Raw genomic sequence first — 24,057 nt, forward strand, 5'->3', positions numbered from 1 at the left:
TAGGCGTGGCCGAGACCGTTCTCACCAACACCGGGCTCGACGGCTTCCTCGACGAAGCGCCCGAGCGCCGCGACCCCGCGTTCGCGCGTGCCGCCGAGGCGGTGTTCGGGCTCCTCGCGCTCCGGGGGGCCGACCGGGGGACGGGCGTGCCCGAGCCGACGCCCGCGCTGGCGCGTCGGCTCCTCGTGGAGGACCTGCCGGCGTTCGTGTACCTGCCGCCCGGCGACCTGGCGCTCTGCCCCGCCGTGCTCGGAGCGCTCGCCGCCCGCTTCGACGAGGAGTGCGCCGAACGGATCGCCGGAGCGGTCGCGGAGGCCGTGCCCGACTTCGAACGGGCCATGCGCGACCCCGGGAACCTCACCTGGCACCGCTGGTACGCCTCCCTGCTGCGGACCTGCGGCGCCGACCTCACCGACCCCGAGGACGTACGGCGCAGGCTCCCCGCCCTCGACGGCGCCCCCCTCCCCGACGGCGTGCACCGGGCCGGTCTCATGGGCCGGACCGCCCTCGCGGACGCCCTGCTCACCGAGGCGCTCACGCGCGCGTACGTACGGGACGCCGAGGCGCCCCCGCCCGCCGGTCCGCTGCTCACCGACCACGCCGTCGCGGCCGGCATCGGCCGGGTGGCCGCCGCGCTCCAGGACCGGTGGACCGCCGCCGGGCTCGCCGAACAGCTCGCCGGACCGTACGCGCACTACGCGCCCGGACCCGGCGCCTTCCCCCACCTCGACCTGGCCGACGCCCTCCTCGACGAACACCTCGACCACCACGGGGACCCCGGCGTCCCCGTGCCCCCGCCGCCCGTCATCGCGCCGGGGCCCGTCGAGGCCGACGCGGACGCCCTCCTCGCCGCCGTCGAGGAGCTGGCGGAGGAGGAGTTCGAGCCGTACGGGGGAGAGGCCCCGCACCTGCTGTACGTGGTCTACCGGCGCGGCTGCTCCGCGGAGTCCGTCGCCCGCAAGGCCGCCGAGTACGAGGACCGGAACGTCGATCCGGCCCTGGAGGACCTGCCCGTGCCGGTGCCGGACGGCGCTTCCGGCACCCCCGGCGCGTACGCCGTCCCGCCCGTGCCGGAGCTGATCCGGCTGCTCGGCACGCCGGAGCCGGACGAGACCGAACGGGCCCGGCTCGAAGGACCCGCCCGGGACCTGGCCGCCGTCCTCGACCGGCTCGCCGCCACCGGTCTGGTCTTCCGCGCCGGTGACGCCTTCGGGCTCACCCCGCGCGGCGCGGGCACCCTGCGCTACCTCCTCCGTGTGCGCGGAGTCGCCGCGCCCGATGCCGCCGAGGCCGCCGCCTGGCCCGCGCCCGTCCTGGTCGCCGCCGCCGGGGCCTGGCCCGCGTCCGCCGCCGCGCGCGTGCTCACCGCCTGGCTCCGGGCGCGCGTGAACACCGCCCGCGCCTGGACCGAACTCCTCGACGCGCTCGGCACCGTCCACGCCGGCACCTCCGAAGCGGCCGCCGTCCGGAGGCTGTTCACCGTCCTGGACACCTCCGCCGCCCCGCCGGACGCGCTGCGCGCCGCCCTCGGCGACCCGGTGCTCGGCGCGTACGTCCTGCGGGCGCTGGAGGCCCGGGGCGAGGAGGCCGATCCGCTCCGGGTGCCCGCCTCGGCGCGGGCGCTGTGCGTCCTCGACTCGCTTCCCGCCAAGCGGGGCCCCCTGGAGTCCCGCCGCGCCGCCTTCGACCGGGCCGCGGCCACCTGGCCCGGCGGCTCCGCCGCCCTGGTCCGCGCGATGACCGGGGCGGACCGCCACGAGACCGCGCGGGTCCTGGGGCCGCTCGGCGTCGTCCTCCCGTGAGGCGTCCGTCCCCGGGCACGCCTCCGCCCCCGGAGCCGTGCGTTCACCGGGGGCGGAGGGCGTCGTGCGGGCCGGGGTCCGGGGTCAGCCGGTCAGCTGCTCGTACGCGGGGAGCGTCAGGAAGTCCGCGTAGTCCGCGTCGAGGGAGACGCGCAGGAGCAGGTCGTGGGCCTGCTGCCACTTCCCGGCCGCGAAGGCGTCCTCGCCGATCTCGGCGCGGATGGCGGCCAGTTCCGCGGCGGCGACCTCGCGGGCCAGCTCGGGGGTGGCCTTCACCGTTTCCCCGTCGTGCTCGAATTCGACGCCGGCGTTGATCCACTGCCAGATCTGGGAGCGGGAGATCTCCGCGGTGGCCGCGTCCTCCATCAGGTTGAAGATGGCGACGGCGCCGAGGCCGCGCAGCCACGCCTCGATGTAGCGGATGCCGACCTGGACGGCGTTGCGCAGGCCGTCGTAGGTGGGCTTCGCGTCGAGGGAGTCGATCGCGATCAGGTCGCCGGCGGCGACGGACACGTCCTCGCGGAGGCGGTCCTTCTGGTGCGGCTTCTCGCCGAGGACGGCGTCGAAGGAGGCCATCGCGATCGGCACCAGGTCGGGGTGGGCGACCCAGGAGCCGTCGAAGCCGTCGCCGGCCTCGCGGTCCTTGTCGGCCTTGACCTTCTCGAACGCGACCTTGTTGACCTCGGCGTCCCTGCGGGACGGGATGAAGGCCGCCATGCCGCCGATCGCGTGCGCGCCGCGCTTGTGGCAGGTGCGCACCAGGAGTTCGGTGTACGCGCGCATGAACGGGGCCGTCATCGTGACCGCGTTGCGGTCCGGCAGGACGAACCTGGCGCCGCCGTCACGGAAGTTCTTGACGATGGAGAAGAGGTAGTCCCAGCGGCCCGCGTTCAGGCCGGAGGCGTGCTCGCGCAGCTCGTAGAGGATCTCCTCCATCTCGTACGCGGCCGTGATGGTCTCGATGAGGACGGTGGCGCGGACGGTGCCCCGCGGGATGCCGACGTAGTCCTGGGCGAAGACGAAGACCTCGTTCCAGAGGCGGGCCTCCAGGTGCGACTCCGTCTTGGGCAGGTAGAAGTACGGGCCCTTGCCGAGGTCGATCAGCCGCCGCGCGTTGTGGAAGAAGTACAGGCCGAAGTCGACCAGCGCGCCCGGCACCGGGCGTCCGTCGAACGTGAGGTGACGCTCCTCCAGGTGCCAGCCGCGCGGCCGCATGACGACCGTGGCCAGCTCGTCGGCGGGCTTGAGGGCGTACGACTTGCCCGAGCGCGGGTCCGTGAAGTCGATGTTCCGGGTGTACGCGTCGATCAGGTTGAGCTGGCCCAGGACGACGTTCTCCCAGGTCGGCGCCGAGGCGTCCTCGAAGTCGGCGAGCCAGACCCGCGCGCCGGAGTTGAGCGCGTTGATCGTCATCTTGCGGTCGGTCGGGCCGGTGATCTCGACCCGGCGGTCGTTCAGGGCCGCCGGGGCCGGCGCGACCTTCCAGGAGTCGTCGGCGCGGATCGCGGCGGTCTCCGGCAGGAAGTCCAGGGTGGAGGTGCGGGCGATCTCGGCGCGGCGCTCCGCCCGGCGGGCGAGGAGTTCGTCCCGGCGCGGGGTGAACCGCCGGTGCAGTTCGGCGACGAAGGCCAGGGCGGCCTCGGTGAGCACCTCCTCCTGGCGCGGCAGGGGCTCGGCATCGACGACGACCAGGGGGGACGGCGCTGGTGCGGACATGAACTGTCACTTCCTTCAGCGGACTTCGCGGGCGGTGCCATGCGGCCGCCGGGCGTCACGGGACGGCACGGAGTGCCGCCGGAGCCGGGATGCGGCCGCGAGCGCCCTCTGGAGCAGCAGGCGCTTCTGAACAGTGGATACTAGTTTCCTCATGGTGGAAGTTCAATCGTTTGTTGATGTCGAGATTCTCCGGATCGACAGAACATGGCGCCCGGTGCCGGGCGCCCGCCCGTCCCGGCCTCACTCCAGGCGCGCCAGATCCGCCTCGGTGTCGATGTCGTGGGGATCGGCCGCGTCGGAGCATTCCACCGGCGTGACCGCGTCCCCGCGCGCCGCCAGATAGTCCCGTGCGCCCCGGTCGCCCGTCGCCGCCTCCGCGACGCCCGCCCAGTGCCCGGCGCCGAGCAGCACCGGGTGGCCCCGCCGCCCCCCGTACGAGGCCGCCGCCAGCGAGTCCCGCGACGCGTAGGCCGCCCGGACCCGGGCCGCCGCCTCCGCCCCGATCCCCGGCTGGTCGACGAGGAGGACGAGCGCCGCGTCCACTCCGCGCGGATCGGCGGCGAGCGACGCGAGCCCGGCCCGGAGCGAGGAGCCCATCCCCTCCGCCCATCCCGGGTTCTCCACCAGGACGCATCCGGGCAGGTCGGCCCGCTCCCGCACGGCGTCGGCCGCCGCCCCCAGCACCACGTGCACCACCTCGCACCCGGCCGCCCGCAGCACCCCCGCCGCGTGCTCGACCAGGGGGCGGCCCCGGTGGGTGAGGAGTGCCTTGGGGCGGCCCCCGAGCCGGCGCCCGCCCCCGGCGGCGAGCAGGAGTCCGGCCACCCCGGCGGAACGGCCAGTGAATCGATCGCTTGTTCGATAGTCTGCGGTCGTCATGGGGACTGCCTACCCCGTCGGGGGTGACGGCACGGGTGCCCGAATCAGCCTTGCGGGGGGTGGCGCGGAGGGTGGCGAAGGAGTTTACTGGCCCGACTCGCGGCGCCCGGCCGCCTTTCCGCAGGCCGGTCCTGAGCGTTCGGAGTGTTCCCGGTGTGGAGTTCTGCGCACAGTGTCGTGCGAGGGGGAGAACCATGTTGCGAAGCGTGGGGCAGAGGCGAGTGGGCGGCGAGGTCGTGGACCCCAGGGTGGCCGAACTGCGGTGCGCGGTGTCTCGGCTCCGGCGTGAACTGGCCGCACACCGCGCCGATTTCGCCGACCGTGAGATCGCCGAGGGAGAACTCGCCGCGCTCGACGCCATGGCGCTCGCCGGTGCTCCGGAGGTACGGCGGCTGCGCCGCTCCCTGCTGATCGTCGCGGGCTGCGTCGGCTCCGTCAGCGCGCTCGCGGACGGCCTCGCGGGGGTCCGCCGGGCCGTCGAACTCTTCGGCCCGCCGCCGGAGCGGAACACCACGGGCTGAAAGGCCGTCAGGAGGGCCCGGGGTCCGGGGCGGAGGCGGGGGACCGGCCGGACGGAGGTTCGGGTCGACGGCCGGTCGGGGCCCGACAGCCCGCCGGGGCCCGACGGCCGGCCGGGGCCCGGGGGCGCCCGCCGGCCGCGGTCCGCCCCCTACCGCCGGATCAGGCGCCGTGCCGTCGCCGCCGCCACCGCCGCCGTGCGGGAGTCCACGCCCAGCTTCGCGAAGACGTGGACCAGGTGGGACTTCACCGTCGCCTGGCTCAGGAACAGCGCCTTGCTGATCTGCTGGTTCGACAACCCCTCGCCGACCAGCCGGAGCACCTCCAGCTCACGCTTGGTCAACGCCTCCGCCGGGGTCCGCATCCGGTCCATCAGCCGGTGCGCGACCGCCGGCGCGAGGGCCGACCGTCCGGCCGCCGCCGTCCGGACCGCTGCCGCCAGCTCCTCCGGGGGCGCGTCCTTCAGGAGGTAGCCGCAGGCGCCCGCCTCCACCGCCGCCAGGATGTCCGCGTCCGAGTCGTACGTCGTCAGGACCAGCACCTTCGGCCCGTCCGGCGCCGCCGTGATCGCCGCCGTCGCCTCCGAACCGTGCGCTCCCGAACCGAACTGCAGGTCCATGAGGACCACGTCGACGCCCCCGGCGGCGGCCAGCTCCACCGCGCGCTCGGCGGTGGCGGCCTCCGCGACGACCGTGAAGTCCGGTTCGGTGTCGAGGACGGCGCGCAGACCCGCCCGTACCACCGGGTGGTCGTCGGCGAGCAGCAGACGGACGGTCATGCGGAACCTCCGGCGGGAGCGGAGGCTCCGGGGCCTCCGGCGGGAAGGGGCAGCGAGACGGCGACGGCGGTGCCCTGGCCGGGCGCGGACTCGACGGTGAACGCACCGCCCAGCGACTCCGCCCGCGAACGCATCGCGGGAAGCCCGAAGCCGCCCTCGGACGAGGGGCGCACGGAGCCGGGATCGAAGCCCCGCCCGTCGTCCACCACGTCCAGCGTCACCGACGCGCCCATGAACGACAGGGTGATCTCGGCCCGCGAGGCCGAGGCGTGCCGGACCGTGTTCGCGAGCGCCGACTGCGCGATCCGCAGCAGCGCCACCTCGTACGGCGTCGGCAGCTCCACCGGCGTCCCGCTCACCGAGAACCGGACCCGCGGCCCCGGCCCGTACGGACCGGAGCCCGCCCCGGGCTCGCACAGCCGTTCCAGGGCCGCCGCCAGGGAACCGTGCTCCAGGTCCGAGGGAGACAGCGCCCGCACGAAGCGCCGCGCCTCCGCCAGGTTGTCCTGCGCCGCCCGGCGCGCCCGGTCGATGTGCCCGGCGGCCGGGGAGTCCGGCGGCAGCGCCCGTTCGGCCGCCCGCAGCAACAGCTGGATCGAGGACAGGCCCTGCGCGAGCGTGTCGTGGATCTCCCGGGCGAGCCGTTCCCGCTCGGCCAGCGTCCCCGCGTGCCGCTCCGCCGCCGCCAGCTCCGCCCGCGTCGCGATCAGTTCCTCGATCAGCCGGCGCCGCCGCTCGCTCTCCCGGTAGAGGGCCTGGTAACCGAGGACCGTCGCCACCGCGACCGCCGCACCGAGCAGCGGCCCGATGAAGACCCCGGGGTTGAGCGCGGCGCCGTGCCCCACGTACGAGAGGATCGCCGCGCCCGCCGTCACCGCCACCGCGGGCAGCGACCAGCGGACGGGCAGCAGGTGCAGCTGGAGGAAGTAGAGCGGGAAGGCCACCCAGAGCGCCTCGGGCGTCAGACAGAGCATCGCCAGCCAGGACGCCCCCAGGACCCCCAGCCAGCCGGCGGCCGCCCGCCGGGAGCCGCGCACTGCCGGCAGGCGCGGTCCCGCCGCGTAGACCGCCCCGGTCACCGCCGCCGCCACCGTCCCGGCCGCCGAGTGCGCCCGCACCGCCGCCAGGACGAGCAGACCCGCCATGAGCAGGTGCAGGCAGAGGCGCAGCACGAACGGGGCGGGGGTGAGGGGGCGCGGGGCGGGGTGGAGGGAGGGGCGGGAATCCATGACCCCTCCAGCGTAGACAGCGGGCGGCGGTCCGGGCTCAACCGAAAGTTTGATTGCGGAGCCATCCGTGGCGCGATGCCCGCGCGGGGGTGCGCGGACCACTCTGGTCGGCATGTTCGTGGCATGGAGAGACCTGAGATTCGCCAAGGGGCGTTTCACCCTCATGGGCACGGTGATCGTGCTGATCACCCTGCTCGTGGGACTGTTGTCCGGGCTGACCGCCGGACTCGCGCGGGAGAACGTCTCCGCGATCACCGGCCTGCCCGCCGACCGGCTGGCCTTCGCGGCGTCGCCGGCCGGGCAGCCGGCCTCCTTCACCCGTTCGACGGTGACGGAGGAGCAGTGGCGGGCCTGGGCGGAGCGGCCCGGGGTGACGGGCGCGGCGCCGCTCGGCATCCGCACCCTGAACGCCGTCGCGGGCGACCGCACCGCCGCCGTCTCCGCCTTCGGCGCGGAGCCGGGGTCCGGGCTCGCGCCCGGACCGGTCGCCGGAGGGAAGGCGGTCCTGTCGGAGTCGGCGGCGCGGGAGCTGGGCGTGGGCGCCGGCGGCACCGTGCGGCTCGGCCCCCTGGAGGTCGCCGTCGCGGCCGTCTCCGGGGACGCCTCGTACAGCCACACCCCCGTGGTGTGGACCTCCCTCGGCGACTGGCGGAAGCTCGGGCACGGCGGCCCCGGAGAGCGCGAGCAGGCCACCGTCATCGCCCTGAGCGGGCGGGACGGGACCGACTGGGCGGCCGGCGACGAGGCCGTCGGCACGGAGACGCGGACCCTCGGCGACGCCCTCACCGCCATAGGGTCCTACCAGGCGGAGAACGGCTCCCTCCAGCTCATGCGCGGCTTCCTCTTCGTCATCTCCGCACTCGTCGTGGGAGCCTTCTTCACCGTCTGGACCATCCAGCGCGCCGGTGACGTCGCCGTCCTCAAGGCGCTCGGCGCCTCCACCCCGTACCTCCTCAAGGACGCCCTCGGGCAGGCGGTCCTCATGCTCACCGCCGGCACCCTCCTCGGGACCGCGCTCGCGGTCGGCATCGGCGCGCTGATCGGCGGGGGGAACGTGCCCTTCGTCCTGGAACCGCTCACCGTCCTCGGACCGGCCGCCGTCATCGTCGTGCTCGGTGCGCTCGGCGCCGCCCTGTCCGTCCGGCGGATCACCGCCGTCGATCCCCTCACCGCCCTCGGGAGCGCGCGGTGAGCCACCTCCCCGCCGCCCCCCGGAGCGACCCGAACCGCCCCGCCCTCCCCCTCGTCCTCCGGAGCGCCCGATGAGCCTCGTCCTCGACGACGTCACCCTCACCTACCCCGACGGCGACGGCCGGCTGACCGCCCTCGACGCCGTCTCCCTCACCGTCCCCGCGGGCACGCTCACGGCGGTCGTCGGCCCGTCCGGCTCCGGCAAGTCCAGCCTGCTCGCGGTCGCCGCCACCCTCGTCACCCCGGACCGGGGGCGGGTCGCCGTCGCCGGTACGGACACGGGGGCGCTCACCCCGGCCGGCCGGGCGGAGCTGCGGCGCGAGCACATCGGGATCGTCTTCCAGCAGCCCAACCTGCTGCCGTCGCTGAGCGCGGCGGAGCAGGTGCAGGTGATGGCGCACCTGTCCGGGCGCGCCCCGAAGGCGGCACGGGGGAGGGCCCTGGAACTGCTCGACGCGGTCGGCCTCGCGGACCTGGCCGGCCGCCGGCCGCACCAGCTGTCGGGCGGTCAGCGGCAGCGCGTCAACATCGCGCGGGCGCTGATGAACGAGCCGTCCGTCCTGCTCGTGGACGAACCCACCAGCGCGCTCGACCACGAGCGGGGGGCGGCGGTCATGGACCTGCTCACCCGCCTCACGGCGGAACGGGGCACGGCGACGGTCCTGGTCACCCACGACCGCGCCCACCTGTTCCGGGCGGACCGCACGGTCGCGGTCCGGGACGGACGGCTCACGGAACCGGTGGCGACGGGCTGAGGCCGGGCGGGACGCGCCGTTCCCGGGGCGGCGCGCCCCCCCCGGAAGGGCTACGCCGCCCCGCCGCCCGCCGTGTTCGCCAGCGCCGCGGACAGGTCGCGGGCGACCTCCTGGAGCACGGGGACGATCTTCTCCGTGGCCGCCTCGGTGACCCGGCCCGCCGGGCCCGAGATGGAGATCGCCGCGGCGGTGGGGGAGTCCGGCACGGAGACCGCCAGGCAGCGGACTCCGATCTCCTGCTCGTTGTCGTCGACCGCGTACCCCGCCTCGCGGACCGCGGCGAGCGCGTCCAGGAAGCCCTCGGGCGTGGTGATCGTCTTCTCGGTCGCGGCCGGCATGCCGGTGCGGGCGAGCAGCGCGCGCACCTCCTCCGCGGGGGTGTGCGCGAGCAGCGCCTTGCCGACGCCCGTGGAGTGCGGCAGGACCCGCCGTCCGACCTCGGTGAACATGCGCATCGAGTGCTTGGACGGCACCTGTGCCACGTACACGATCTCGTCGCCGTCGAGCAGCGCCATGTTCGCGGTCTCGCCGGTCTCCTCGACGAGGCGGGCGAGGTACGGCCGGGCCCAGGTGCCGAGGAGGCGGGAGGCGGACTCGCCGAGCCGGATGAGCCGGGGGCCGAGCGCGTACCGGCGGTTGGGCTGCTGGCGCACGTAGCCGCAGGCGACCAGGGTGCGCATCAGGCGGTGGATGGTGGGGAGCGGCAGTCCGCTGCTGGCGGAGAGTTCGCTCAGGCCCACCTCGCCCCCGGCGTCGGCCATCCGCTCCAGGAGGTCGAAGGCGCGCTCCAGGGACTGGACGCCCCCGCTCGCGGCGGGCTTGGCGGCGTCGGTGGTGCTGGCGCTGGACGTCGGCACGTCACGGTCCTTTCGAGGCGGGCGGGCAAGGCAGCAGCCTACCGGGCCGCCGGTCGGCGCACACGGTCCCGGTCCCGGCGTCGGGGCCGGTCAGGGGGTGTTTGTCCGGTGTCGGCGGTGGCTCGGCGCCGTCCCGTCCGTACGGAGCTACGTTCTACTCTGTGAAATTTACATTCCACTTCATGGAAACGTCCAAGCGGGTGCCGACCGGTGCCCGTCCGGGGACCGGACCCTTGACGGCACGTCGTCCGGAAGTGAAGACTCCTTCAACAGTTCGTTGAATTCCTCCCCGGAGCACTGCTCCGGGGCATCCCCCCGTGCGCCCTCCGGGCCGTCGCCCCGGCCCGTGGAACGCACGGGGACAACTGGAAGAAGGGGTACGCGTGGACGTCAACCTGGTCCTGCGCTCGACGCGCGTCATCACCCCCGGGGGGACGCGCCCGGCGTCGGTCGCCGTCTCCGGAGGGACGATCGCGGCCGTACTGCCGTACGACGCCGGGGTTCCCGCCGGCGCCCGGCTGGAGGACGTCGGCGACGACGCCGTCCTGCCCGGTCTGGTCGACACCCACGTGCACGTGAACGACCCCGGCCGCACCGAGTGGGAGGGCTTCTGGACCGCCACCCGCGCCGCCGCCGCCGGCGGCATCACCACCCTGCTCGACATGCCGCTCAACTCGCTGCCGCCCACCACCACCGTGGAGAACCTGCGCGTCAAGCAGGACGTCGCCCGGACCAGGGCGCACATCGACGTCGGCTTCTGGGGCGGTGCCCTGCCCGGCAACGTCAAGGACCTCCGGCCGCTGCACGACGCCGGCGTCTTCGGCTTCAAGTGCTTCCTCTCCCCCTCCGGGGTCGAGGAGTTCCCCGAACTCGACCAGGAGCAGCTGGCGGCCTCCCTCGCCGAGGTCTCCGGCTTCGGCGGCCTGATGATCGTGCACGCCGAGGACCCGCACCACCTCGCCGCCGCGCCCCGGCGGACGGGCGGCGCGTACGCCGACTTCCTCGCCTCCCGCCCCCGCGACGCCGAGAACACGGCCATCGGGAACCTGATCGACCAGGCCCGCCGGCTCGATGCGCGCGTCCACGTCCTGCACCTCTCCTCCTCCGACGCGCTTCCGGCCCTCGCCGCCGCCAGGGCCGAGGGCGTGAAGATCACCGTCGAGTCCTGCCCGCACTTCCTCACGCTCACCGCCGAGGAGATCCCGGACGGCGCCACCGAGTTCAAGTGCTGCCCGCCCATCCGCGAGGCGTCGAACCGGGACGCCCTGTGGCAGGGGCTCGCGGACGGCACGATCGACTGCGTCGTCTCCGACCACTCCCCGTCCACCGCCGACCTCAAGACACCCGACTTCGCCTCCGCCTGGGGCGGCATCTCCTCCCTCCAGCTCGGCCTGCCGGCCATCTGGACCGAGGCCCGCCGCCGCGGCCACACCCTGGAGGACGTCGTCCGCTGGATGTCCGAGGGCCCGGCCCGGCTCGCCGGACTCGACCGCAAGGGCGCCATCGAGGCCGGCCGCGACGCCGACTTCGCCGTCCTCGACCCGGACGCCGTCTTCACCGTCGACCCGGCCGAACTCCAGCACCGCAACCGGATCACCGCCTACGCGGGCAAGACCCTCAGCGGCGTCGTCACCTCCACCTGGCTGCGCGGCGAGCGGATCGCCGACCGCGGCACCCTCGCCGAACCCTCCGGCCGACTCCTCGAAAGGAACAACTGACGTGTCGTCCATACCCCGCTTCACCGGTGACGCGAGCCCCTACGGCGGCGGCGACCCGTACGCCGACTACCGCACGGCCGACTTCCCCTTCACCGGATACGCGGACCTCGCGGACCGGCGGCTGGGCGCGGGCGTGATCGCGGCCAACGACGAGTTCTTCGCCGAGCGCGAGAACCTGCTCACGCCCGGGGCCGCCGCGTTCGACCCCGAGCACTTCGGCCACAAGGGCAAGATCATGGACGGCTGGGAGACCCGCCGCCGCCGCGGCGTCTCCGCCGAGGAACCGCACCCCACCGAGGACGACCACGACTGGGCCCTCGTACGGCTCGGCGCTCCCGGCGTGATCCGGGGCGTCGTCGTCGACACCGCCCACTTCCGGGGCAACTACCCGCAGGCCGTCTCCGTCGAGGGCGCCTCGGTCGCCGGTTCGCCCTCGCCCGAGGAGCTCCTCGCCGACGACGTGAAGTGGACGGTGCTCGTCCCGCGCACCGCCGTCGGCGGCCACGCCGCCAACGGCTTCGCCGTCGAGGCCGAGCAGCGCTTCACGCACCTGCGCGTCAACCAGCACCCCGACGGCGGCATCGCCCGTCTCCGCGTGTACGGCGAGGTCGTCCCCGACCCGGCCTGGCTGGGCGCCCTCGGCACCTTCGACCTCGCGGCCCTGGAGAACGGCGGCCGGGTCGAGGACGCCTCCGACCGCTTCTACTCCCCGGCCACCCACACCATCCAGCCGGGCCGCTCCCGCAAGATGGACGACGGCTGGGAGACCCGCCGCCGCCGCGACAAGGGCAACGACTGGATCCGCTACGCCCTGGCCGCCGAGTCCGAGATCCGCGCCGTCGAGATCGACACCGCCTACCTCAAGGGCAACAGCGCGGGCTGGGCCGCCCTCTCCGTCGCCGCCGAGGGCTCGGAGGAGTGGACCGAGATCCTGCCCCGGACCCGCCTCCAGCCCGACACCAACCACCGCTTCGTCCTGGACGCCCCGGTGGCCGGCTCCCGCGTCCGGATCGACATCTACCCGGACGGCGGCATCTCCCGCCTGCGCCTCTTCGGCTCCCTCACGGAAGCCGGCGCGGCGCGGCTGACCGCCCGTCACCAGGAGCTGGGCGGCTGACCCGTCCCGCCCGGCCCCCGTGGACCGGGCGGGGGACGACACCCCGCCCGGTCCACGGGGGCGCACCGGCCCGGCAGCGCCGGTGCGCCCCCGGACCCCGCCGGGCCGCCGCACGGGCGCGCGCCGGCCGTGCGGCGGCCCGGAGCCCCGCCGCTCCCGCCGCCCCGGACGGGCGGTCCCCCCTCCGGGACGCCGCCCCGCCGGGCGCTACGCCGCGTGCCCCCCGTCCACCGAGAACTCCGCCCCCGTCACGTACCGCGCCTCCGGGCCCGCCAGGAACGCGACCACCGACGCCACCTCGTCCGGGGTGCCGAAGCGGCCGAGGGCCGTGAGGGCCTTCTGGCCGTCCGCGTACGGGCCGTCCGCCGGGTTCATGTCGGTGTCGACGGGGCCGGGGTGGACGAGGTTCGCCGTGATGCCGCGTCCGCCCAGTTCCCGGGCGAGCGCCTTCGTCAGGCCCACGAGCGCGGCCTTGCTCGTCGCGTAGAGGGTCGCGCCGGGCCCCGGCACCCGCCGGGCCACGCAGCTGCCGATCGTGAGGATCCGGCCGCCTTCGGGCAGGCGCTCCGCCGCCGCCCGCGAGGCGAGGAAGACCGCCCGGACGTTCACGGCGAGGACCCGGTCCACGTCCGCGAGGGTCAGCGACTCCAGCGGGCCCAGGAGCCCGACGCCCGCGTTGTTCACCAGGACGTCGAGCCGGCCCAGGGCGTCCGCCGCCCGTGCCACCGCGCCCGCCGCGTCCCCGGCGTCCGCCGCGTCGGCCCGCAGGGGCAGCGCCTTCCGGCCGGCCTCCTCGATCCGCGCGGCGACCTCCGCGGCCCGCGCCTCGTCCCGGACGTAGGTGAAGGCCACGTCGGCGCCCTCCCGGGCGAGCCGTACCGCCGTCGCCGCGCCGATCCCCCGGCTGCCGCCCGTCACCAGGACCGCCGTGCCGTTCATCGTGGACATCCCGAAACCTCCGTGGGTCGTACCGAGTGGTCGCGGGTCCCATGGAAGTCGGCGGCGCGCCGGGGCGCCGGCGGCCATCGGACACCGACCCCGGGGCCGGACCGGTGAAACCCGCCCGGCGGGCCGGGGGCCGGCGCACGGGTGGACCGATGAGTTCCGCCCGGCGGCGCGGTCACCCCTTCCGGAACAGCACGGCCCGCAGAAGCGAGAGGACCTCCGCCATGGCCACGCTCAGCCTCACCCAGTTCCTCACCCTCGACGGCGTCCAGCAGGCGCCCGGCGGCCCCGACGAGGACCCCGGCGGCGGCTTCACGCACGGCGGCTGGTCCGTGCCGTACGGCGACGAGGACTTCGGACGGTTCATGGAAGAGGTCTTCGCCCGCCCCGCCGCCTTCCTCCTCGGCCGCCGCACCTACGACATCTTCGCGGGCTACTGGCCGGAGCGGACCGACCCCGGCGACCCGATCGCGAGCAAGCTCAACGGCCTCCCCAAGTACGTCGCCGGCACCACCCTCACCGACCCCGGCTGGGCCGGGACCACCGTGCTCCGGGGCGACGTCCCCCGCGAGGTCGCCGCCCTCAAGGAGCGCACCGAGGGGGAGATCCAGATGCACGGGAGCGCCGGACTCGCCCGCACCCTCCTCGACCACGACCTCATCGACACCCTCCATCTGCTGGTCTTCCCCGTGATCCTGGGCACCGGCCGCCGCCTCTTCACCGACGGCGTCCGCCCCACCGCCTTCCGGCACACCGGGGCCCGCACCACCGGCGCGGGCGTCGCGATCCACACCTACGCGCTCCAGGGGCGCCCCCGGTACGGCAGCTACTGAAAGGCGCGGTCACCGGCCGCCGCACCGGGCGCGGTGACCGCCCCGTGCGAGCCGCCGGAGCCCCCACCCCTCCGGGAGAGGGGGAGGAAACCCTTCACGACGGCTCCGCCGATCGCCGCCCCCGGGCGCGGCGGCCGCTCAGGACTCCGGCACCCGGTCCGATGCGATCATGACGACCACGCCGAGCGCCGCCATCACGACGTTGGCGAACACCTCCCGGCCCTCCAGGAACCCCACGTTCTCCGTCAGGAACCGGGTCAGGCCCATGAACCCGAACCAGCCGTCCGTCAGTTCGCGGATCACCCCGCAGACGCCGAACACGGCCAGCAGGAACCCGGCGGTCTCCAGAAATCTCTTCATGCGCCGATCATGGCCGGGCCCCGGAACCGGTCGCGTCCGTCCCCGGTCCACGACCGCCGCTACCGAAGTACCGACCTCCGCGACTTCGGTACCGTCCCGGCCGCACACGCTGCCCGCGCCACCCCCGGCTGCGTACATTGCGGACATGACCCGTACGGACCGGCAGCGCTGGCTGCTCCCCTCCCACCTGGCCGAACCGGGCGGGGACGGGGCGGGACGGCCCCGTCGCACCGTTCGCGACTGGATCGTGGACCTCTCGCTCTTCCTGCTCGCCGCGCTCGTCGGCCTCGTCGCCGCCGACACCAGCGCGCAGTACACCAGCGGGGCCGTCACCCTCCTCGACCAGCTCGCCGGCGCCGCCGCCTGCTGCGCGCTCTGGCTGCGCCGCCGGTGGCCGGCCGGGCTCGCGATCGGCCTCTCCCTGGCGAACACCGTGGCACCGGTCGCCGCCGGGGCCCTCCTCGCGAGCCTGTTCAGCGTCGCCGTGCGCCGCCCCTTCCGCGAGGTCGCCTGGATCGGGGCGCTGGCCGTGGCCACCTCGACCGCCCAGGCGTTCCTCCGCCCCGACCCCACCACCGGACTCGCGCTCTCCCTCGTCCTCGGCTTCGTCCTCATCCTGCTCGTCATCGCCTGGGGCATGCTCGTCCGCTCCCGGCGCCAGCTCGTCGAAGCCCTCAGGGAACGCGCCCGCCGCGCCGAGGCCGAGGCCGGGCTGCGCGCGGCCCAGGCGCAGCGGCTCGCCCGCGAGGCCATCGCCCGCGAGATGCACGACGTCCTCGCCCACCGGCTCACCCTGCTCAGCGTGCACGCCGGGGCCCTGGAGTTCCGGCCCGACGCCCCGCCCGAGCAGGTCGCCCGCGCCGCCGGCGTCATCCGCGACAGCGCCCACGAAGCCCTCCAGGACCTGCGCGAGATCATCGGCGTCCTGCGCGCCCCCGGCGAGAACGGCGACGGCGACCGGCCCCAGCCCACCCTCGCCACCCTCGGCGCGCTGGTCGACGAATCCCGCGAGGCCGGCGCCGAGGTCGTCCTCGACACCACCGTCGACGACCCGGGCGCGGTCCCCGCCGCCACCGGCCGCACCGCCTACCGCATCGCGCAGGAGGGCCTGACCAACGCCCGCAAGCACGCCCCCGGCGCCCCGGTGACCGTCACCGTCCGGGGCCGCCCCGGCGAGGGCCTCACCGTCGAGGTCCGCAACCCGGCCCCCGCCGGACCCGCCCCGCACGTGCCAGGATCCGGCCAGGGCCTCATCGGGCTCACCGAGCGCGCCGCCCTCGCCGGGGGCCGTCTCGCACACGGTCCGGCCCCCGGCGGCGGATTCACCGTGCGCGCCTGGCTACCGTGGCCCCCATGACCATCCGGCTGCTCATCGTCGACGACGACCCCCTGGTCCGCGGGGGCCTCGCCCTCATGCTCGGCGGTGCCGACGACCTCGTCATCGTCGGGGAGGGCGCCGACGGGCGGGACGTCCCCGAACTCGTCGCCCGGCACGCCCCCGACGTCGTCCTCATGGACATCCGCATGCCCCACGTCGACGGCCTCACCGCCACCGAGCTCCTCCGGGCCCGTCCCGGCGCCCCCGAGGTCGTCGTCCTCACCACCTTCCACGCCGACGAGCAGGTCCTGCGCGCCCTGCGGGCCGGCGCCGCCGGGTTCGTCCTCAAGGACACCCCGCCCGCCGAGATCGTCGCCGCCGTCCGCCGGGTCGCCGCGGGCGACCCCGTCCTCTCCCCGGCCGTCACCCGCCGGCTGATGGCCCACGTCGCGGAGCGGCGGGAGCCGCCCCGGCGCGTCGCGGCCGCCGACCGGATCGCCGGGCTCACCGACCGGGAGCGGGAGGTGGCCGTCGCCGTCGGTCACGGTCGCTCCAACGCGGAGATCGCCGCCGAGCTGTACATGAGCGTGCCGACCGTCAAGACGTACGTCTCCCGCGTCCTGGCTCGGCTCGGTCTCAACAACCGCGTCCAGATCGCCCTCCTCGTCCACGACGCGGGCCTCCTGGACGAGCCGGAGGGCCCGTAGGCGGGCCGGAGCGCGGCCGGCTCCGCCCCGTACCGGCCGGTCCGGCGCGCGCGGCCCCGTCGCGGGGCGGTGCCGTCCGCACGGCCGGGGATCCGGCGGCGCGGCCGGACCGACGGCTTTCCGTCACCGGCGCCCCGGGCTACGCTCCCTCCGTGCCCCGCGCTCCGGCGCCCTTCCCCGTCCCCGGTGGACCCGCGCCGGCCCGGCCGGCGACCCGCCCGCGCCCCCGGGCGTGCCCCGCGGCGAGCGCCGCGACCGGCATGACCGATACTGCAATGCACGCAGAAGGACACAAAGGAGGGCACGGCCTCGTGACCAGGGTTCGGACAGGAGGGGTACGCGCCGCAGTCGGCGCCGTGCTCGCGCTCGCGCTGACGGCGGCGCTCGCCGGATGCAGCAGCACCGGCGGCAAGCGGGCCGAGGACGCCCGCAAGGCCGCCCAGGCCCAGGGCAGGGCGGCCGTCGACACCCCCCGCTGGACCTTCGCCATGGTGACCCACTCCGGCGACGGCGACACCTTCTGGGACATCGTCCAGAAGGGCGCCAAGCAGGCCGCCGTCAAGGACAACATCAACTTCCTCTACGCCCACAACGACGAGGCCCAGCAGCAGGCGCAGCTGGTCGACTCGTACATCGCCAAGGGCGTCGACGGCCTGATCGTCACCCTCGCCAAGCCCGACGCCATGAAGGCCGCCGTCGAGAAGGCCGTCAAGGCCGGCATCCCGGTGATCACCGTGAACTCCGGCGCCGAGCAGTCCAGGGCGTACGGCGCCCTCACCCACATCGGCCAGGACGAGACCGTCGCCGGCGAGGCCGTCGGCGAGGAGCTCGACCGGCGGGGGAGGAAGAAGGCGCTCTGCGTCCTGCACGAGCAGGGCAACGTCGGCCACGAGCAGCGCTGCGCCGGTGCGAAGAAGACCTTCGGCGGCGAACTCGTCAACCTGTACGTCGACGGCACCAACATGCCCGACGTCAAGGCGTCCGTCGAGGCCAAGCTCCAGTCCGACAAGGACATCGACGCCGTCGTCACCCTCGGCGCCCCCTTCGCCGACACCGCCGTCCAGGCCGCGAAGAGCGCCGGCAGCAAGGCCGAGATCGACACCTTCGACCTCAACGCCAAGGTCGCCACCGCCCTCAAGGCCGGCACCCTCGGCTTCGCCGTCGACCAGCAGCCCTACCTCCAGGGGTACGAGGCCGTCGACCTGCTCTGGCTGTACCGCTACAACGCCGACGTCCTCGGCGGCGGCCGGCCCGTTCTCACCGGCCCCCAGATCATCACGAAGGACGACGCCCCGGCACTGGTCGCCTACGCGGATCGGGGCACCCGATGAGCCCCACCGCCCCGCCCGGCACCGACCACGTGGACGAGCGGCTGCTGCGCACGACCCCTCTGAAGAAGCTGCTCGCCCGCCCCGAGCTGGGCTCGGTCGTCGGCGCGGTCGCCGTCTTCGTCTTCTTTGCGGTCTTCGCGGACAGCTTCCTGCGCGCCTCCAGCCTCGGCACCGTCCTCTACGCGGCCTCCACCATCGGCATCATGGCCGTCCCCGTCGCCCTGCTGATGATCGGCGGCGAGTTCGACCTCTCCGCCGGCGTCATGGTCACCAGCTCCGCGCTGATCTCGTCCATGTTCAGCTACCAGATGACGGCCAACGTCTGGGTCGGCGTCGGCGTCTCGCTGCTCGTCACGCTGGCGATCGGCGTGTTCAACGGCGTCATGCTCACCCGCACCGAACTGCCCAGCTTCATCATCACGCTCGGCACCTTCCTCATGCTGACCGGCCTGAACCTCGGCCTCACCAAGCTGATCAGCGGCACCGTCTCCACCAAGACCATCGCCGACATGGAGGGCTTCTCCTCCGCCCGGAAGCTCTTCGCCTCGCAGCTGACCCTCGGCGGCGTGGAGTTCAAGGTCACCATCCTGTGGTGGTTCGGCCTCGTCGCGCTCGCCACCTGGATCCTGCTCCGCACCCGCTTCGGCAACTGGGTCTTCGCGGTCGGCGGCGGTGCCGACGCGGCCCGCGCGGTCGGCGTCCCCGTCCACCGCACCAGGATCGGCCTCTACGCGGGCGTGGCCCTCTGCGCCTGGATCTCCGGGCAGCACCTGCTCTTCTCCTTCGACGTCGTCCAGTCGGGCGAGGGCGTCGGCAACGAGCTGATCTACATCATCGCGGCCGTCATCGGCGGCTGTCTGATCACCGGCGGCTACGGTTCCGCCATCGGCTCGGCGGTCGGCGCCCTCATCTTCGGCATGACGAGCAAGGGCATCGTGTACGCCGAGTGGAACCCCGACTGGTTCAAGTTCTTCCTGGGCGCGATGCTGCTGCTCGCGACCCTCCTGAACGCCTGGATCCGCAAGCGCGTGGAGGCGACCAAATGACGGCGCGGACGACCCCGCTGGTGGAGCTGGACGACGTCAGCAAGTACTACGGCAACATCCGCGCCCTCGAAGGGGTCTCCCTGGAGGTGCGCGCGGGTGAGATCACCTGCGTCCTCGGCGACAACGGTGCCGGGAAGTCGACCCTCATCAAGATCATCGCGGGGCTGCACCGGCACGACGCCGGGACCTTCCGCGTCGAGGGCGAGGAGGTCACCCTCGCCAACCCGCGCGACGCCCTCGACCGGGGCATCGCCACCGTCTACCAGGACCTCGCCGTGGTCCCGCTCATGCCGGTCTGGCGCAACTTCTTCCTCGGCTCCGAGCCCACCCGGGGCAAGGGGCCCCTCAAGCGGCTCGATGTCGGGCTCATGCGCGCCACCACCCGCGAGGCCCTGCTGCGGATGGGCATCGACCTGCGCGACGTCGACCAGCCCATCGGCACCCTCTCCGGCGGCGAGCGCCAGTGCGTGGCCATCGCCCGCGCCGTCCACTTCGGCGCCAAGGTCCTCGTCCTGGACGAGCCGACCGCCGCGCTCGGCGTCAAGCAGTCCGGGGTGGTCCTCAAGTACGTGGCCGCCGCCCGCGACCAGGGGCTCGGCGTGGTCCTCATCACCCACAACCCGCACCACGCCCACCTCGTCGGCGACCGTTTCGTCCTCCTCAAGCGGGGCACCATGGCGGGCAGCCACACCAAGGGCTCCGTCACCCTGGACGAACTGACCCGGCAGATGGCGGGCGGCACCGAGCTGGAGGACCTGCGCCACGAACTGGAACGGCCCCCCGCCGCGTAACGGCCCCGCGCACCCCACCTGGCAGAATCGAAGCCGATGAGTACCTACCGTGACCTCGCCCACCGCGGCTCCGCCCGGGGCACCGTGCTGCGGACCGTCGGCACCCGGGAGCGGCGCTCCCACCTGACGGCGCCCCGGGTGCCGACCGTCGGCATCGACATCGGCGGCACGAAGGTGATGGCCGGCGTCGTGGACGCGGACGGGAACATCCTGGAGACGCTCCGCACGGAGACCCCGGACAAGTCCAAGAGCCCGAAGGTCGTCGAGGACACCATCGTCGAGCTGGTCCTGGACCTCTCCGACCGGCACGACGTGCACGCCGTCGGCATCGGCGCGGCCGGCTGGGTGGACGCCGACCGGGCCCGGGTCCTCTTCGCCCCCCACCTGGCCTGGCGCAACGAGCCCCTGCGCGACTCCCTCCAGGGCCGCCTCGCCGTCCCCGTCATGGTCGACAACGACGCCAACACCGCCGCCTGGGCCGAGTGGCGCTTCGGCGCCGGGCGCGGCGAGGACCACCTCGTCATGATCACCCTCGGCACCGGCATCGGCGGCGCGATCCTGGAGGACGGGCAGGTCAAGCGGGGCAAGTACGGCGTCGCCGGCGAGTTCGGCCACATGCAGGTCGTTCCCGGCGGCCACCGCTGCCCCTGCGGCAACCGCGGCTGCTGGGAGCAGTACAGCTCGGGCAACGCGCTCGTCCGCGAGGCCCGGGAGCTGGCCGCCGCCGACTCCCCGGTCGCGCACGGCCTCATCGAGCGGGTGAAGGGGCACGTCCCCGACATCACCGGCCCGCTCATCACCGAGCTGGCCCGCGAGGGCGACGCCATGTGCGTCGAGCTGTTCCAGGACATCGGCCAGTGGCTCGGCGTCGGCATCGCCAACCTCGCCGCCGCCCTCGACCCCTCCTGCTTCGTCATCGGCGGGGGCGTCTCCGCCGCCGACGACCTCCTCATCGGCCCCGCCCGCGACTCCTTCCGCCGCCACCTCACCGGCCGCGGCTACCGCCCCGAGGCCCGTCTCGTCCGCGCGCAGCTCGGCCCCGAGGCCGGCATGGTCGGCGCCGCCGACCTCGCCCGGCTCGTCGCCCGCCGCTTCCGCCGTGCCAACCGGCGCCGGGTGGAGCGGTACGAACGGTACGAGCGCTACGCCCAGGCCCTGCGCAGCGGGGCCCCGGGCCGGGCCGTCCGGCCTCCCGAGGACCCGTCCTCATGACCCCGTCCCCTCCGGTCGCCCCGCCGCGTCCGCCGCGCGGCGGACTCCCCGAGGACCGCCGGCACATGATCCGCCGCCGCTGGCTGACGGCCGTCATCATCGTGCTCCTCGTCGGCATCCCGGCCGGCTACCTCGTGATCTCCGCGGGCCAGAGCCGGGACAGCGGACGCGACAAGGAGCGCGAGTCCTCGGTGGCCGGCCTCCAGGCCAACTGGCCCTCCCAGATGAAGCGCCGGATCTTCGAGGTCCCGATCCCCACCGGCGCCTGGGACGTCGCCTACTACGAGACCAGCAACTGGAAGACCAGCCGGCTGTACGTCCGCTTCACGACGACCGCCGCCGGCCTCGACGCCTTCCTCGCGGACTCCGGAACCGGCCGCGCGCGGCTCACGCAGGGGCTGGTCACCGTCGGCGACCGCGACGCGGAGATCGCCGGCTGGTCCTTCGGCGGGGGCACGGCCTGGGCGGGGACGACCGTCGGGCGCGAGAAGCCGCGCCCGGCCACCGACATCACCGTCGATCTGACCGAGCCCGCCTTCCCGCAGGTGTACGCGGTCTCCGCCACCAGTCCCTGATCCGGCGGGCGCGTCACCCCTCCCGGCGGGCGTTGAGCCGGGCGGCCCGGCGGTTCAGGTGGTCGCGTTCGGCGAGGCTGGACGCCTCGCGGGCCGCCTCGGCGTACAGCCGTGCCGCCGTCCCCTCGTCCCCGGCGCGTTCGTGGAGGTAGGCCGCCGCCGCCGTACGGCGGGGCAGCGGGCCGTCCAGCTCCGCGAGCGCCGCCAGACCGGCGCGCGGTCCGTCGGCCTCGCCGACGGCGACCGCGCGGTTGAGCCGGACGACCGGGCTGTCCGTCAGGCGTGCGAGCTCGTCGTACCACTCGACGATCTGGACCCAGTCGGTCTCCTCGGCGCTGGGCGCGTCGGCGTGCAGGGCCGCGACGGCGGCCTGCGCCTGGAACTCGCCGAGGCGGTCGCGGGCGAGGGCCGCCCGCAGGACCCCGACGCCCTCGGCGATCAGCCCGGTGTCCCACCGGCTCCGGTCCTGCTCGGCGAGCGGCACCAGGGCGCCGTCGGGTCCGGTCCGGGCCGCGCGCCGGGCGTGGTGGAGCAGCATGAGGGCGAGCAGCCCCGCCACCTCGGGATGGTCGACGGCGGCGGCGAGCTGCCGGGTGAGCCGGATGGCCTCGGCGGCGAGGTCCACGTCCCCGGAGTAGCCCTCGTTGAAGACCAGGTAGAGGACGCGCAGCACGGTGGCGACGTCTCCGGGCCGGTCGAAGCGCGCACCGGAGACGGTCCGCTTGGCCCGGCTGATCCGCTGCGCCATGGTCGCCTCGGGCACCAGATAGGCCCGTGCGATCTGGCGGGTGGTCAGCCCGCCCACGGCGCGCAGGGTGAGCGCGACCGCGGACGACGGCGTCAGCGACGGGTGGGCGCACAGGAAGTAGAGGCTGAGCGTGTCGTCCACCGAGGGCGCGGGCCCGGGGGCCGGTTCCTCGTCCGCGAGGCCCTCGCGCCGGCGGCGGGCGGTGTCCGCGCGCGTCGCGTCGAGGAACCGACGCCAGGCCACGGTGACCAGCCAGCCCTTCGCGTCCCGCGGAGGGTCGGCCGGCCAGACGCGGACCGCCTCGACCAGCGCGTCCTGTACGGCGTCCTCGGCCGCCGCGAAGTCGGCTCCGCGGCGGACCAGGACGGCGAGGACGTCCGGTGTGAGGCTCCGGAGCAGGGCCTCGTTCATCCGTGGGGGCATTCCGGGACGGTGGGCGGCGCCGCCAGGAAGGGGCGCAGTTCGAGCCACTCGTGGATCGGCTTCCCGCCGGCCCCGGGCGCCGCCGACAGTTCCCCGGCCAGTTCGACGGCGCGCTCGTGGCTGTCGACGTCGATCACCATCCATCCGGCGACGAGGTCCTTGGTCTCGGCGAACGGCCCGTCGGTGACCGGTGGACGCCCCTCGCCGTCGTAACGGACCCACGAACCCCCGGGGGCGAGCGCCTGCCCGTCGACGAACTCGCCGCTCTCCTCCAGCCGGGCCGCGAAGTCGTGCATGTACTGGATGTGGGCCGAGATCTCCTCCGGCGTCCACCGGTCCATCGGTACGTCGTTCACCGCCGCCGGGGCGCCGCGGTAGTGCTTGAGCAGCAGGTACTTGGCCATGGTGTCTCTCCTCGGTCCTGGTGCGGCCCATTGTGGTCGCGTTCACCCCGGGGACGGAGCCGGGCGCGGTTTCTCGACATCGCCGCCCGATTTTTTTCCGGCTCTTCCGGAACAGCGGAGGAGGTTACATCTGTAAATCGTATGGAACGTCGAGAGGATCATGGGGAAGTAGGCCCTGAAGTGCACTCTTTCGGGGAAGTGCCCGCGCGGATGCCTCCTCCTAACCTTGCATGTGCGGGGCGGACGGTTCCCATATGGGAACGCGCCACGCCGGTGGCCGGAAGGCCCCCGACGTCGAGCGGAGAGGACGGACATGTCGGTGGTGGAGAACGGCGTTCCCGGGGACGCGATCGCGGGTGTCGCCTGGAGGAAGGCGCGGGCGAGCATCGGGGCGGGCGAATGCGTCGAGGCGGCGGGGCTGCCCGGCGGCGGGGTCGCGCTCAGGAACTCGCGGCACCCCGCCGGTCCCACCCTCGTCTTCACGGAGGCCGAGTGGAGGGCCTTCACGGAGGGGGTCAAGGGGGAGGAGTTCGACGACCTCGCCGTCTAGGGCACGTATCGGAAGTCCCGTCCGCCCGGCGGCGCCCGGCCCGCACGCTCACCGCGTTGCCGGGCTCACCCCGGTACATCCGGTATCGGGGTGACCCTCCGCCTTGTGCTCGCACGCACCGGACACCGCCGGGCCCGCCCTCCGGGCGAACGACGCCACTTCCGACACGCGCCCTGGCGTGAGCGCCCCGTAAGGCATTGGCCATGGTTTGTGGCGGTGGGCTCGCCTCGGGCATCCTGACGGGCGAACCGGC

At 74.6% G+C, this 24,057-nt stretch carries 24 protein-coding genes; 15 read left to right on the forward strand and 9 right to left on the reverse strand.

Annotated elements, in window-relative coordinates; translation table 11 throughout:
- The first annotated feature begins 5 nt into the window (after window positions 1-5).
- Window positions 6-1,802: a hypothetical protein gene (locus ACZ6AQ_RS08640; RefSeq protein ID WP_468758499.1), complete on the forward strand. Its 1,797-nt coding sequence runs from the start codon at window positions 6-8 to the stop codon at window positions 1,800-1,802.
- 84 nt (window positions 1,803-1,886) lie between these two features.
- Here the strand turns inward: ACZ6AQ_RS08640 and aceB are convergent, their stop codons facing one another.
- Both aceB and ACZ6AQ_RS08650 read right to left on the reverse strand, forming a co-directional pair.
- On the reverse strand, window positions 1,887-3,518 hold the full coding sequence (gene aceB / locus ACZ6AQ_RS08645; RefSeq protein WP_468758501.1) for a malate synthase A: 1,632 nt from the start codon (window positions 3,516-3,518) through the stop codon (window positions 1,887-1,889).
- A 240-nt stretch (window positions 3,519-3,758) separates the two neighbouring features.
- On the reverse strand, window positions 3,759-4,397 hold the full coding sequence (locus ACZ6AQ_RS08650) for a nucleotidyltransferase family protein (protein ID WP_468758503.1): 639 nt from the start codon (window positions 4,395-4,397) through the stop codon (window positions 3,759-3,761).
- Between the two features lie 194 nt (window positions 4,398-4,591).
- On the opposite strand from ACZ6AQ_RS08650, the gene ACZ6AQ_RS08655 reads away from it, so the two are divergent.
- A complete protein-coding gene (locus ACZ6AQ_RS08655; RefSeq protein WP_468758504.1) occupies window positions 4,592-4,918 on the forward strand; it encodes a DUF5955 family protein in 327 nt (108 codons plus the stop codon).
- A gap of 149 nt (window positions 4,919-5,067) precedes the next feature.
- Here the strand turns inward: ACZ6AQ_RS08655 and ACZ6AQ_RS08660 are convergent, their stop codons facing one another.
- Window positions 5,068-5,694, reverse strand: coding sequence for a response regulator (locus tag ACZ6AQ_RS08660; RefSeq protein WP_468758506.1), 627 nt, complete (start codon window positions 5,692-5,694; stop codon window positions 5,068-5,070).
- Entirely contained in the window at window positions 5,691-6,923 is a 1,233-nt protein-coding gene (locus tag ACZ6AQ_RS08665; RefSeq protein ID WP_468758508.1) for a sensor histidine kinase, read from the reverse strand. Before ACZ6AQ_RS08665 ends, ACZ6AQ_RS08660 begins: the two co-directional genes overlap by 4 nt.
- Window positions 6,924-7,035: 112 nt before the next feature.
- Between ACZ6AQ_RS08665 and ACZ6AQ_RS08670 the strand changes: the two genes are divergently transcribed.
- Together ACZ6AQ_RS08670 and ACZ6AQ_RS08675 are read left to right on the forward strand one after the other, a co-directional pair.
- Window positions 7,036-8,115 carry an ABC transporter permease gene (locus ACZ6AQ_RS08670; RefSeq protein WP_468758510.1) on the forward strand — a complete coding sequence of 360 codons (1,080 nt, stop codon included), beginning with the start codon at window positions 7,036-7,038 and terminating at the stop codon, window positions 8,113-8,115.
- A 70-nt stretch (window positions 8,116-8,185) separates the two neighbouring features.
- Window positions 8,186-8,869 carry an ABC transporter ATP-binding protein gene (locus ACZ6AQ_RS08675; protein WP_468758512.1) on the forward strand — a complete coding sequence of 228 codons (684 nt, stop codon included), beginning with the start codon at window positions 8,186-8,188 and terminating at the stop codon, window positions 8,867-8,869.
- Window positions 8,870-8,919: 50 nt separating this feature from the next.
- Here the strand turns inward: ACZ6AQ_RS08675 and ACZ6AQ_RS08680 are convergent, their stop codons facing one another.
- The gene (locus ACZ6AQ_RS08680; protein ID WP_388696089.1) at window positions 8,920-9,726 is read right to left on the reverse strand and encodes an IclR family transcriptional regulator; all 807 of its coding nucleotides are present in this window, start codon (window positions 9,724-9,726) and stop codon (window positions 8,920-8,922) included.
- Window positions 9,727-10,109: 383 nt separating this feature from the next.
- Between ACZ6AQ_RS08680 and allB the strand changes: the two genes are divergently transcribed.
- Together allB and alc are read left to right on the forward strand one after the other, a co-directional pair.
- Complete coding sequence (allB, locus tag ACZ6AQ_RS08685) at window positions 10,110-11,444, forward strand: allantoinase AllB (protein WP_468758513.1); 1,335 nt, start codon at window positions 10,110-10,112, stop codon at window positions 11,442-11,444.
- Window position 11,445: 1 nt separating this feature from the next.
- On the forward strand, window positions 11,446-12,561 hold the full coding sequence (alc, locus tag ACZ6AQ_RS08690; protein WP_468758515.1) for an allantoicase: 1,116 nt from the start codon (window positions 11,446-11,448) through the stop codon (window positions 12,559-12,561).
- A gap of 207 nt (window positions 12,562-12,768) precedes the next feature.
- Here alc and ACZ6AQ_RS08695 read toward each other — a convergent pair whose 3' ends face one another.
- Window positions 12,769-13,509, reverse strand: a complete 741-nt coding sequence (locus ACZ6AQ_RS08695; protein ID WP_468758517.1) for an SDR family NAD(P)-dependent oxidoreductase — start codon at window positions 13,507-13,509, stop codon at window positions 12,769-12,771.
- Window positions 13,510-13,730: 221 nt separating this feature from the next.
- Between ACZ6AQ_RS08695 and ACZ6AQ_RS08700 the strand changes: the two genes are divergently transcribed.
- A complete protein-coding gene (locus ACZ6AQ_RS08700; RefSeq protein ID WP_468758519.1) occupies window positions 13,731-14,339 on the forward strand; it encodes a dihydrofolate reductase family protein in 609 nt (202 codons plus the stop codon).
- A 138-nt stretch (window positions 14,340-14,477) separates the two neighbouring features.
- Here ACZ6AQ_RS08700 and ACZ6AQ_RS08705 read toward each other — a convergent pair whose 3' ends face one another.
- Window positions 14,478-14,699 carry a hypothetical protein gene (locus tag ACZ6AQ_RS08705; RefSeq protein ID WP_468758520.1) on the reverse strand — a complete coding sequence of 74 codons (222 nt, stop codon included), beginning with the start codon at window positions 14,697-14,699 and terminating at the stop codon, window positions 14,478-14,480.
- 145 nt (window positions 14,700-14,844) lie between these two features.
- On the opposite strand from ACZ6AQ_RS08705, the gene ACZ6AQ_RS08710 reads away from it, so the two are divergent.
- The 7 genes from ACZ6AQ_RS08710 (at window position 14,845) to ACZ6AQ_RS08740 (ending at window position 21,679) form a co-directional block, all read left to right on the forward strand.
- Window positions 14,845-16,056: a sensor histidine kinase gene (locus ACZ6AQ_RS08710; RefSeq protein ID WP_468758522.1), complete on the forward strand. Its 1,212-nt coding sequence runs from the start codon at window positions 14,845-14,847 to the stop codon at window positions 16,054-16,056.
- Window positions 16,053-16,724 (forward strand): response regulator, encoded by a 672-nt coding sequence (locus ACZ6AQ_RS08715; RefSeq protein WP_388696071.1) that lies wholly within the window; start codon window positions 16,053-16,055, stop codon window positions 16,722-16,724. The genes ACZ6AQ_RS08710 and ACZ6AQ_RS08715 overlap by 4 nt, the downstream gene beginning before the upstream one ends.
- A gap of 311 nt (window positions 16,725-17,035) precedes the next feature.
- Window positions 17,036-18,055, forward strand: a complete 1,020-nt coding sequence (locus tag ACZ6AQ_RS08720; protein WP_468758523.1) for a sugar ABC transporter substrate-binding protein — start codon at window positions 17,036-17,038, stop codon at window positions 18,053-18,055.
- Window positions 18,052-19,101, forward strand: coding sequence for an ABC transporter permease (locus tag ACZ6AQ_RS08725; RefSeq protein WP_468758525.1), 1,050 nt, complete (start codon window positions 18,052-18,054; stop codon window positions 19,099-19,101). The genes ACZ6AQ_RS08720 and ACZ6AQ_RS08725 overlap by 4 nt, the downstream gene beginning before the upstream one ends.
- Window positions 19,098-19,892: an ATP-binding cassette domain-containing protein gene (locus ACZ6AQ_RS08730; protein ID WP_388696065.1), complete on the forward strand. Its 795-nt coding sequence runs from the start codon at window positions 19,098-19,100 to the stop codon at window positions 19,890-19,892. Before ACZ6AQ_RS08725 ends, ACZ6AQ_RS08730 begins: the two co-directional genes overlap by 4 nt.
- A 36-nt stretch (window positions 19,893-19,928) precedes the next feature.
- The gene (locus ACZ6AQ_RS08735; RefSeq protein WP_388696062.1) at window positions 19,929-21,104 is read left to right on the forward strand and encodes an ROK family glucokinase; all 1,176 of its coding nucleotides are present in this window, start codon (window positions 19,929-19,931) and stop codon (window positions 21,102-21,104) included.
- A complete protein-coding gene (locus tag ACZ6AQ_RS08740) occupies window positions 21,101-21,679 on the forward strand; it encodes a hypothetical protein (RefSeq protein WP_468758527.1) in 579 nt (192 codons plus the stop codon). The genes ACZ6AQ_RS08735 and ACZ6AQ_RS08740 overlap by 4 nt, the downstream gene beginning before the upstream one ends.
- A gap of 13 nt (window positions 21,680-21,692) precedes the next feature.
- Here ACZ6AQ_RS08740 and ACZ6AQ_RS08745 read toward each other — a convergent pair whose 3' ends face one another.
- Window positions 21,693-22,838 carry an RNA polymerase sigma factor gene (locus ACZ6AQ_RS08745; protein WP_468758581.1) on the reverse strand — a complete coding sequence of 382 codons (1,146 nt, stop codon included), beginning with the start codon at window positions 22,836-22,838 and terminating at the stop codon, window positions 21,693-21,695.
- On the reverse strand, window positions 22,835-23,254 hold the full coding sequence (locus ACZ6AQ_RS08750) for a YciI family protein (RefSeq protein WP_468758528.1): 420 nt from the start codon (window positions 23,252-23,254) through the stop codon (window positions 22,835-22,837). Before ACZ6AQ_RS08750 ends, ACZ6AQ_RS08745 begins: the two co-directional genes overlap by 4 nt.
- 313 nt (window positions 23,255-23,567) lie before the next feature.
- Between ACZ6AQ_RS08750 and ACZ6AQ_RS08755 the strand changes: the two genes are divergently transcribed.
- Window positions 23,568-23,804 carry a DUF397 domain-containing protein gene (locus ACZ6AQ_RS08755; RefSeq protein WP_468758530.1) on the forward strand — a complete coding sequence of 79 codons (237 nt, stop codon included), beginning with the start codon at window positions 23,568-23,570 and terminating at the stop codon, window positions 23,802-23,804.
- Window positions 23,805-24,057: the final 253 nt, after the last annotated feature.

This window comes from Streptomyces sp. NPDC041191 (genome assembly GCF_055591945.1).

Bases quoted from the DNA above. Each gene is read 5' to 3' on its own strand.
- aceB (WP_468758501.1), bottom strand. From the start codon at position 3,518: ATGTCCGCACCAGCGCCGTCCCCCCTGGTCGTCGTCGATGCCGAGCCC.
- ACZ6AQ_RS08650 (WP_468758503.1), bottom strand. From the start codon at position 4,397: ATGACGACCGCAGACTATCGAACAAGCGATCGATTCACTGGCCGTTCC.
- ACZ6AQ_RS08655 (WP_468758504.1), top strand. From the start codon at position 4,592: ATGTTGCGAAGCGTGGGGCAGAGGCGAGTGGGCGGCGAGGTCGTGGAC.
- ACZ6AQ_RS08660 (WP_468758506.1), bottom strand. From the start codon at position 5,694: ATGACCGTCCGTCTGCTGCTCGCCGACGACCACCCGGTGGTACGGGCG.
- ACZ6AQ_RS08665 (WP_468758508.1), bottom strand. From the start codon at position 6,923: ATGGATTCCCGCCCCTCCCTCCACCCCGCCCCGCGCCCCCTCACCCCC.
- ACZ6AQ_RS08670 (WP_468758510.1), top strand. From the start codon at position 7,036: ATGTTCGTGGCATGGAGAGACCTGAGATTCGCCAAGGGGCGTTTCACC.
- ACZ6AQ_RS08675 (WP_468758512.1), top strand. From the start codon at position 8,186: ATGAGCCTCGTCCTCGACGACGTCACCCTCACCTACCCCGACGGCGAC.
- ACZ6AQ_RS08695 (WP_468758517.1), bottom strand. From the start codon at position 13,509: ATGTCCACGATGAACGGCACGGCGGTCCTGGTGACGGGCGGCAGCCGG.
- ACZ6AQ_RS08700 (WP_468758519.1), top strand. From the start codon at position 13,731: ATGGCCACGCTCAGCCTCACCCAGTTCCTCACCCTCGACGGCGTCCAG.
- ACZ6AQ_RS08705 (WP_468758520.1), bottom strand. From the start codon at position 14,699: ATGAAGAGATTTCTGGAGACCGCCGGGTTCCTGCTGGCCGTGTTCGGC.
- ACZ6AQ_RS08710 (WP_468758522.1), top strand. From the start codon at position 14,845: ATGACCCGTACGGACCGGCAGCGCTGGCTGCTCCCCTCCCACCTGGCC.
- ACZ6AQ_RS08715 (WP_388696071.1), top strand. From the start codon at position 16,053: ATGACCATCCGGCTGCTCATCGTCGACGACGACCCCCTGGTCCGCGGG.
- ACZ6AQ_RS08725 (WP_468758525.1), top strand. From the start codon at position 18,052: ATGAGCCCCACCGCCCCGCCCGGCACCGACCACGTGGACGAGCGGCTG.
- ACZ6AQ_RS08730 (WP_388696065.1), top strand. From the start codon at position 19,098: ATGACGGCGCGGACGACCCCGCTGGTGGAGCTGGACGACGTCAGCAAG.
- ACZ6AQ_RS08735 (WP_388696062.1), top strand. From the start codon at position 19,929: ATGAGTACCTACCGTGACCTCGCCCACCGCGGCTCCGCCCGGGGCACC.
- ACZ6AQ_RS08740 (WP_468758527.1), top strand. From the start codon at position 21,101: ATGACCCCGTCCCCTCCGGTCGCCCCGCCGCGTCCGCCGCGCGGCGGA.
- ACZ6AQ_RS08745 (WP_468758581.1), bottom strand. From the start codon at position 22,838: ATGAACGAGGCCCTGCTCCGGAGCCTCACACCGGACGTCCTCGCCGTC.
- ACZ6AQ_RS08750 (WP_468758528.1), bottom strand. From the start codon at position 23,254: ATGGCCAAGTACCTGCTGCTCAAGCACTACCGCGGCGCCCCGGCGGCG.
- ACZ6AQ_RS08755 (WP_468758530.1), top strand. From the start codon at position 23,568: ATGTCGGTGGTGGAGAACGGCGTTCCCGGGGACGCGATCGCGGGTGTC.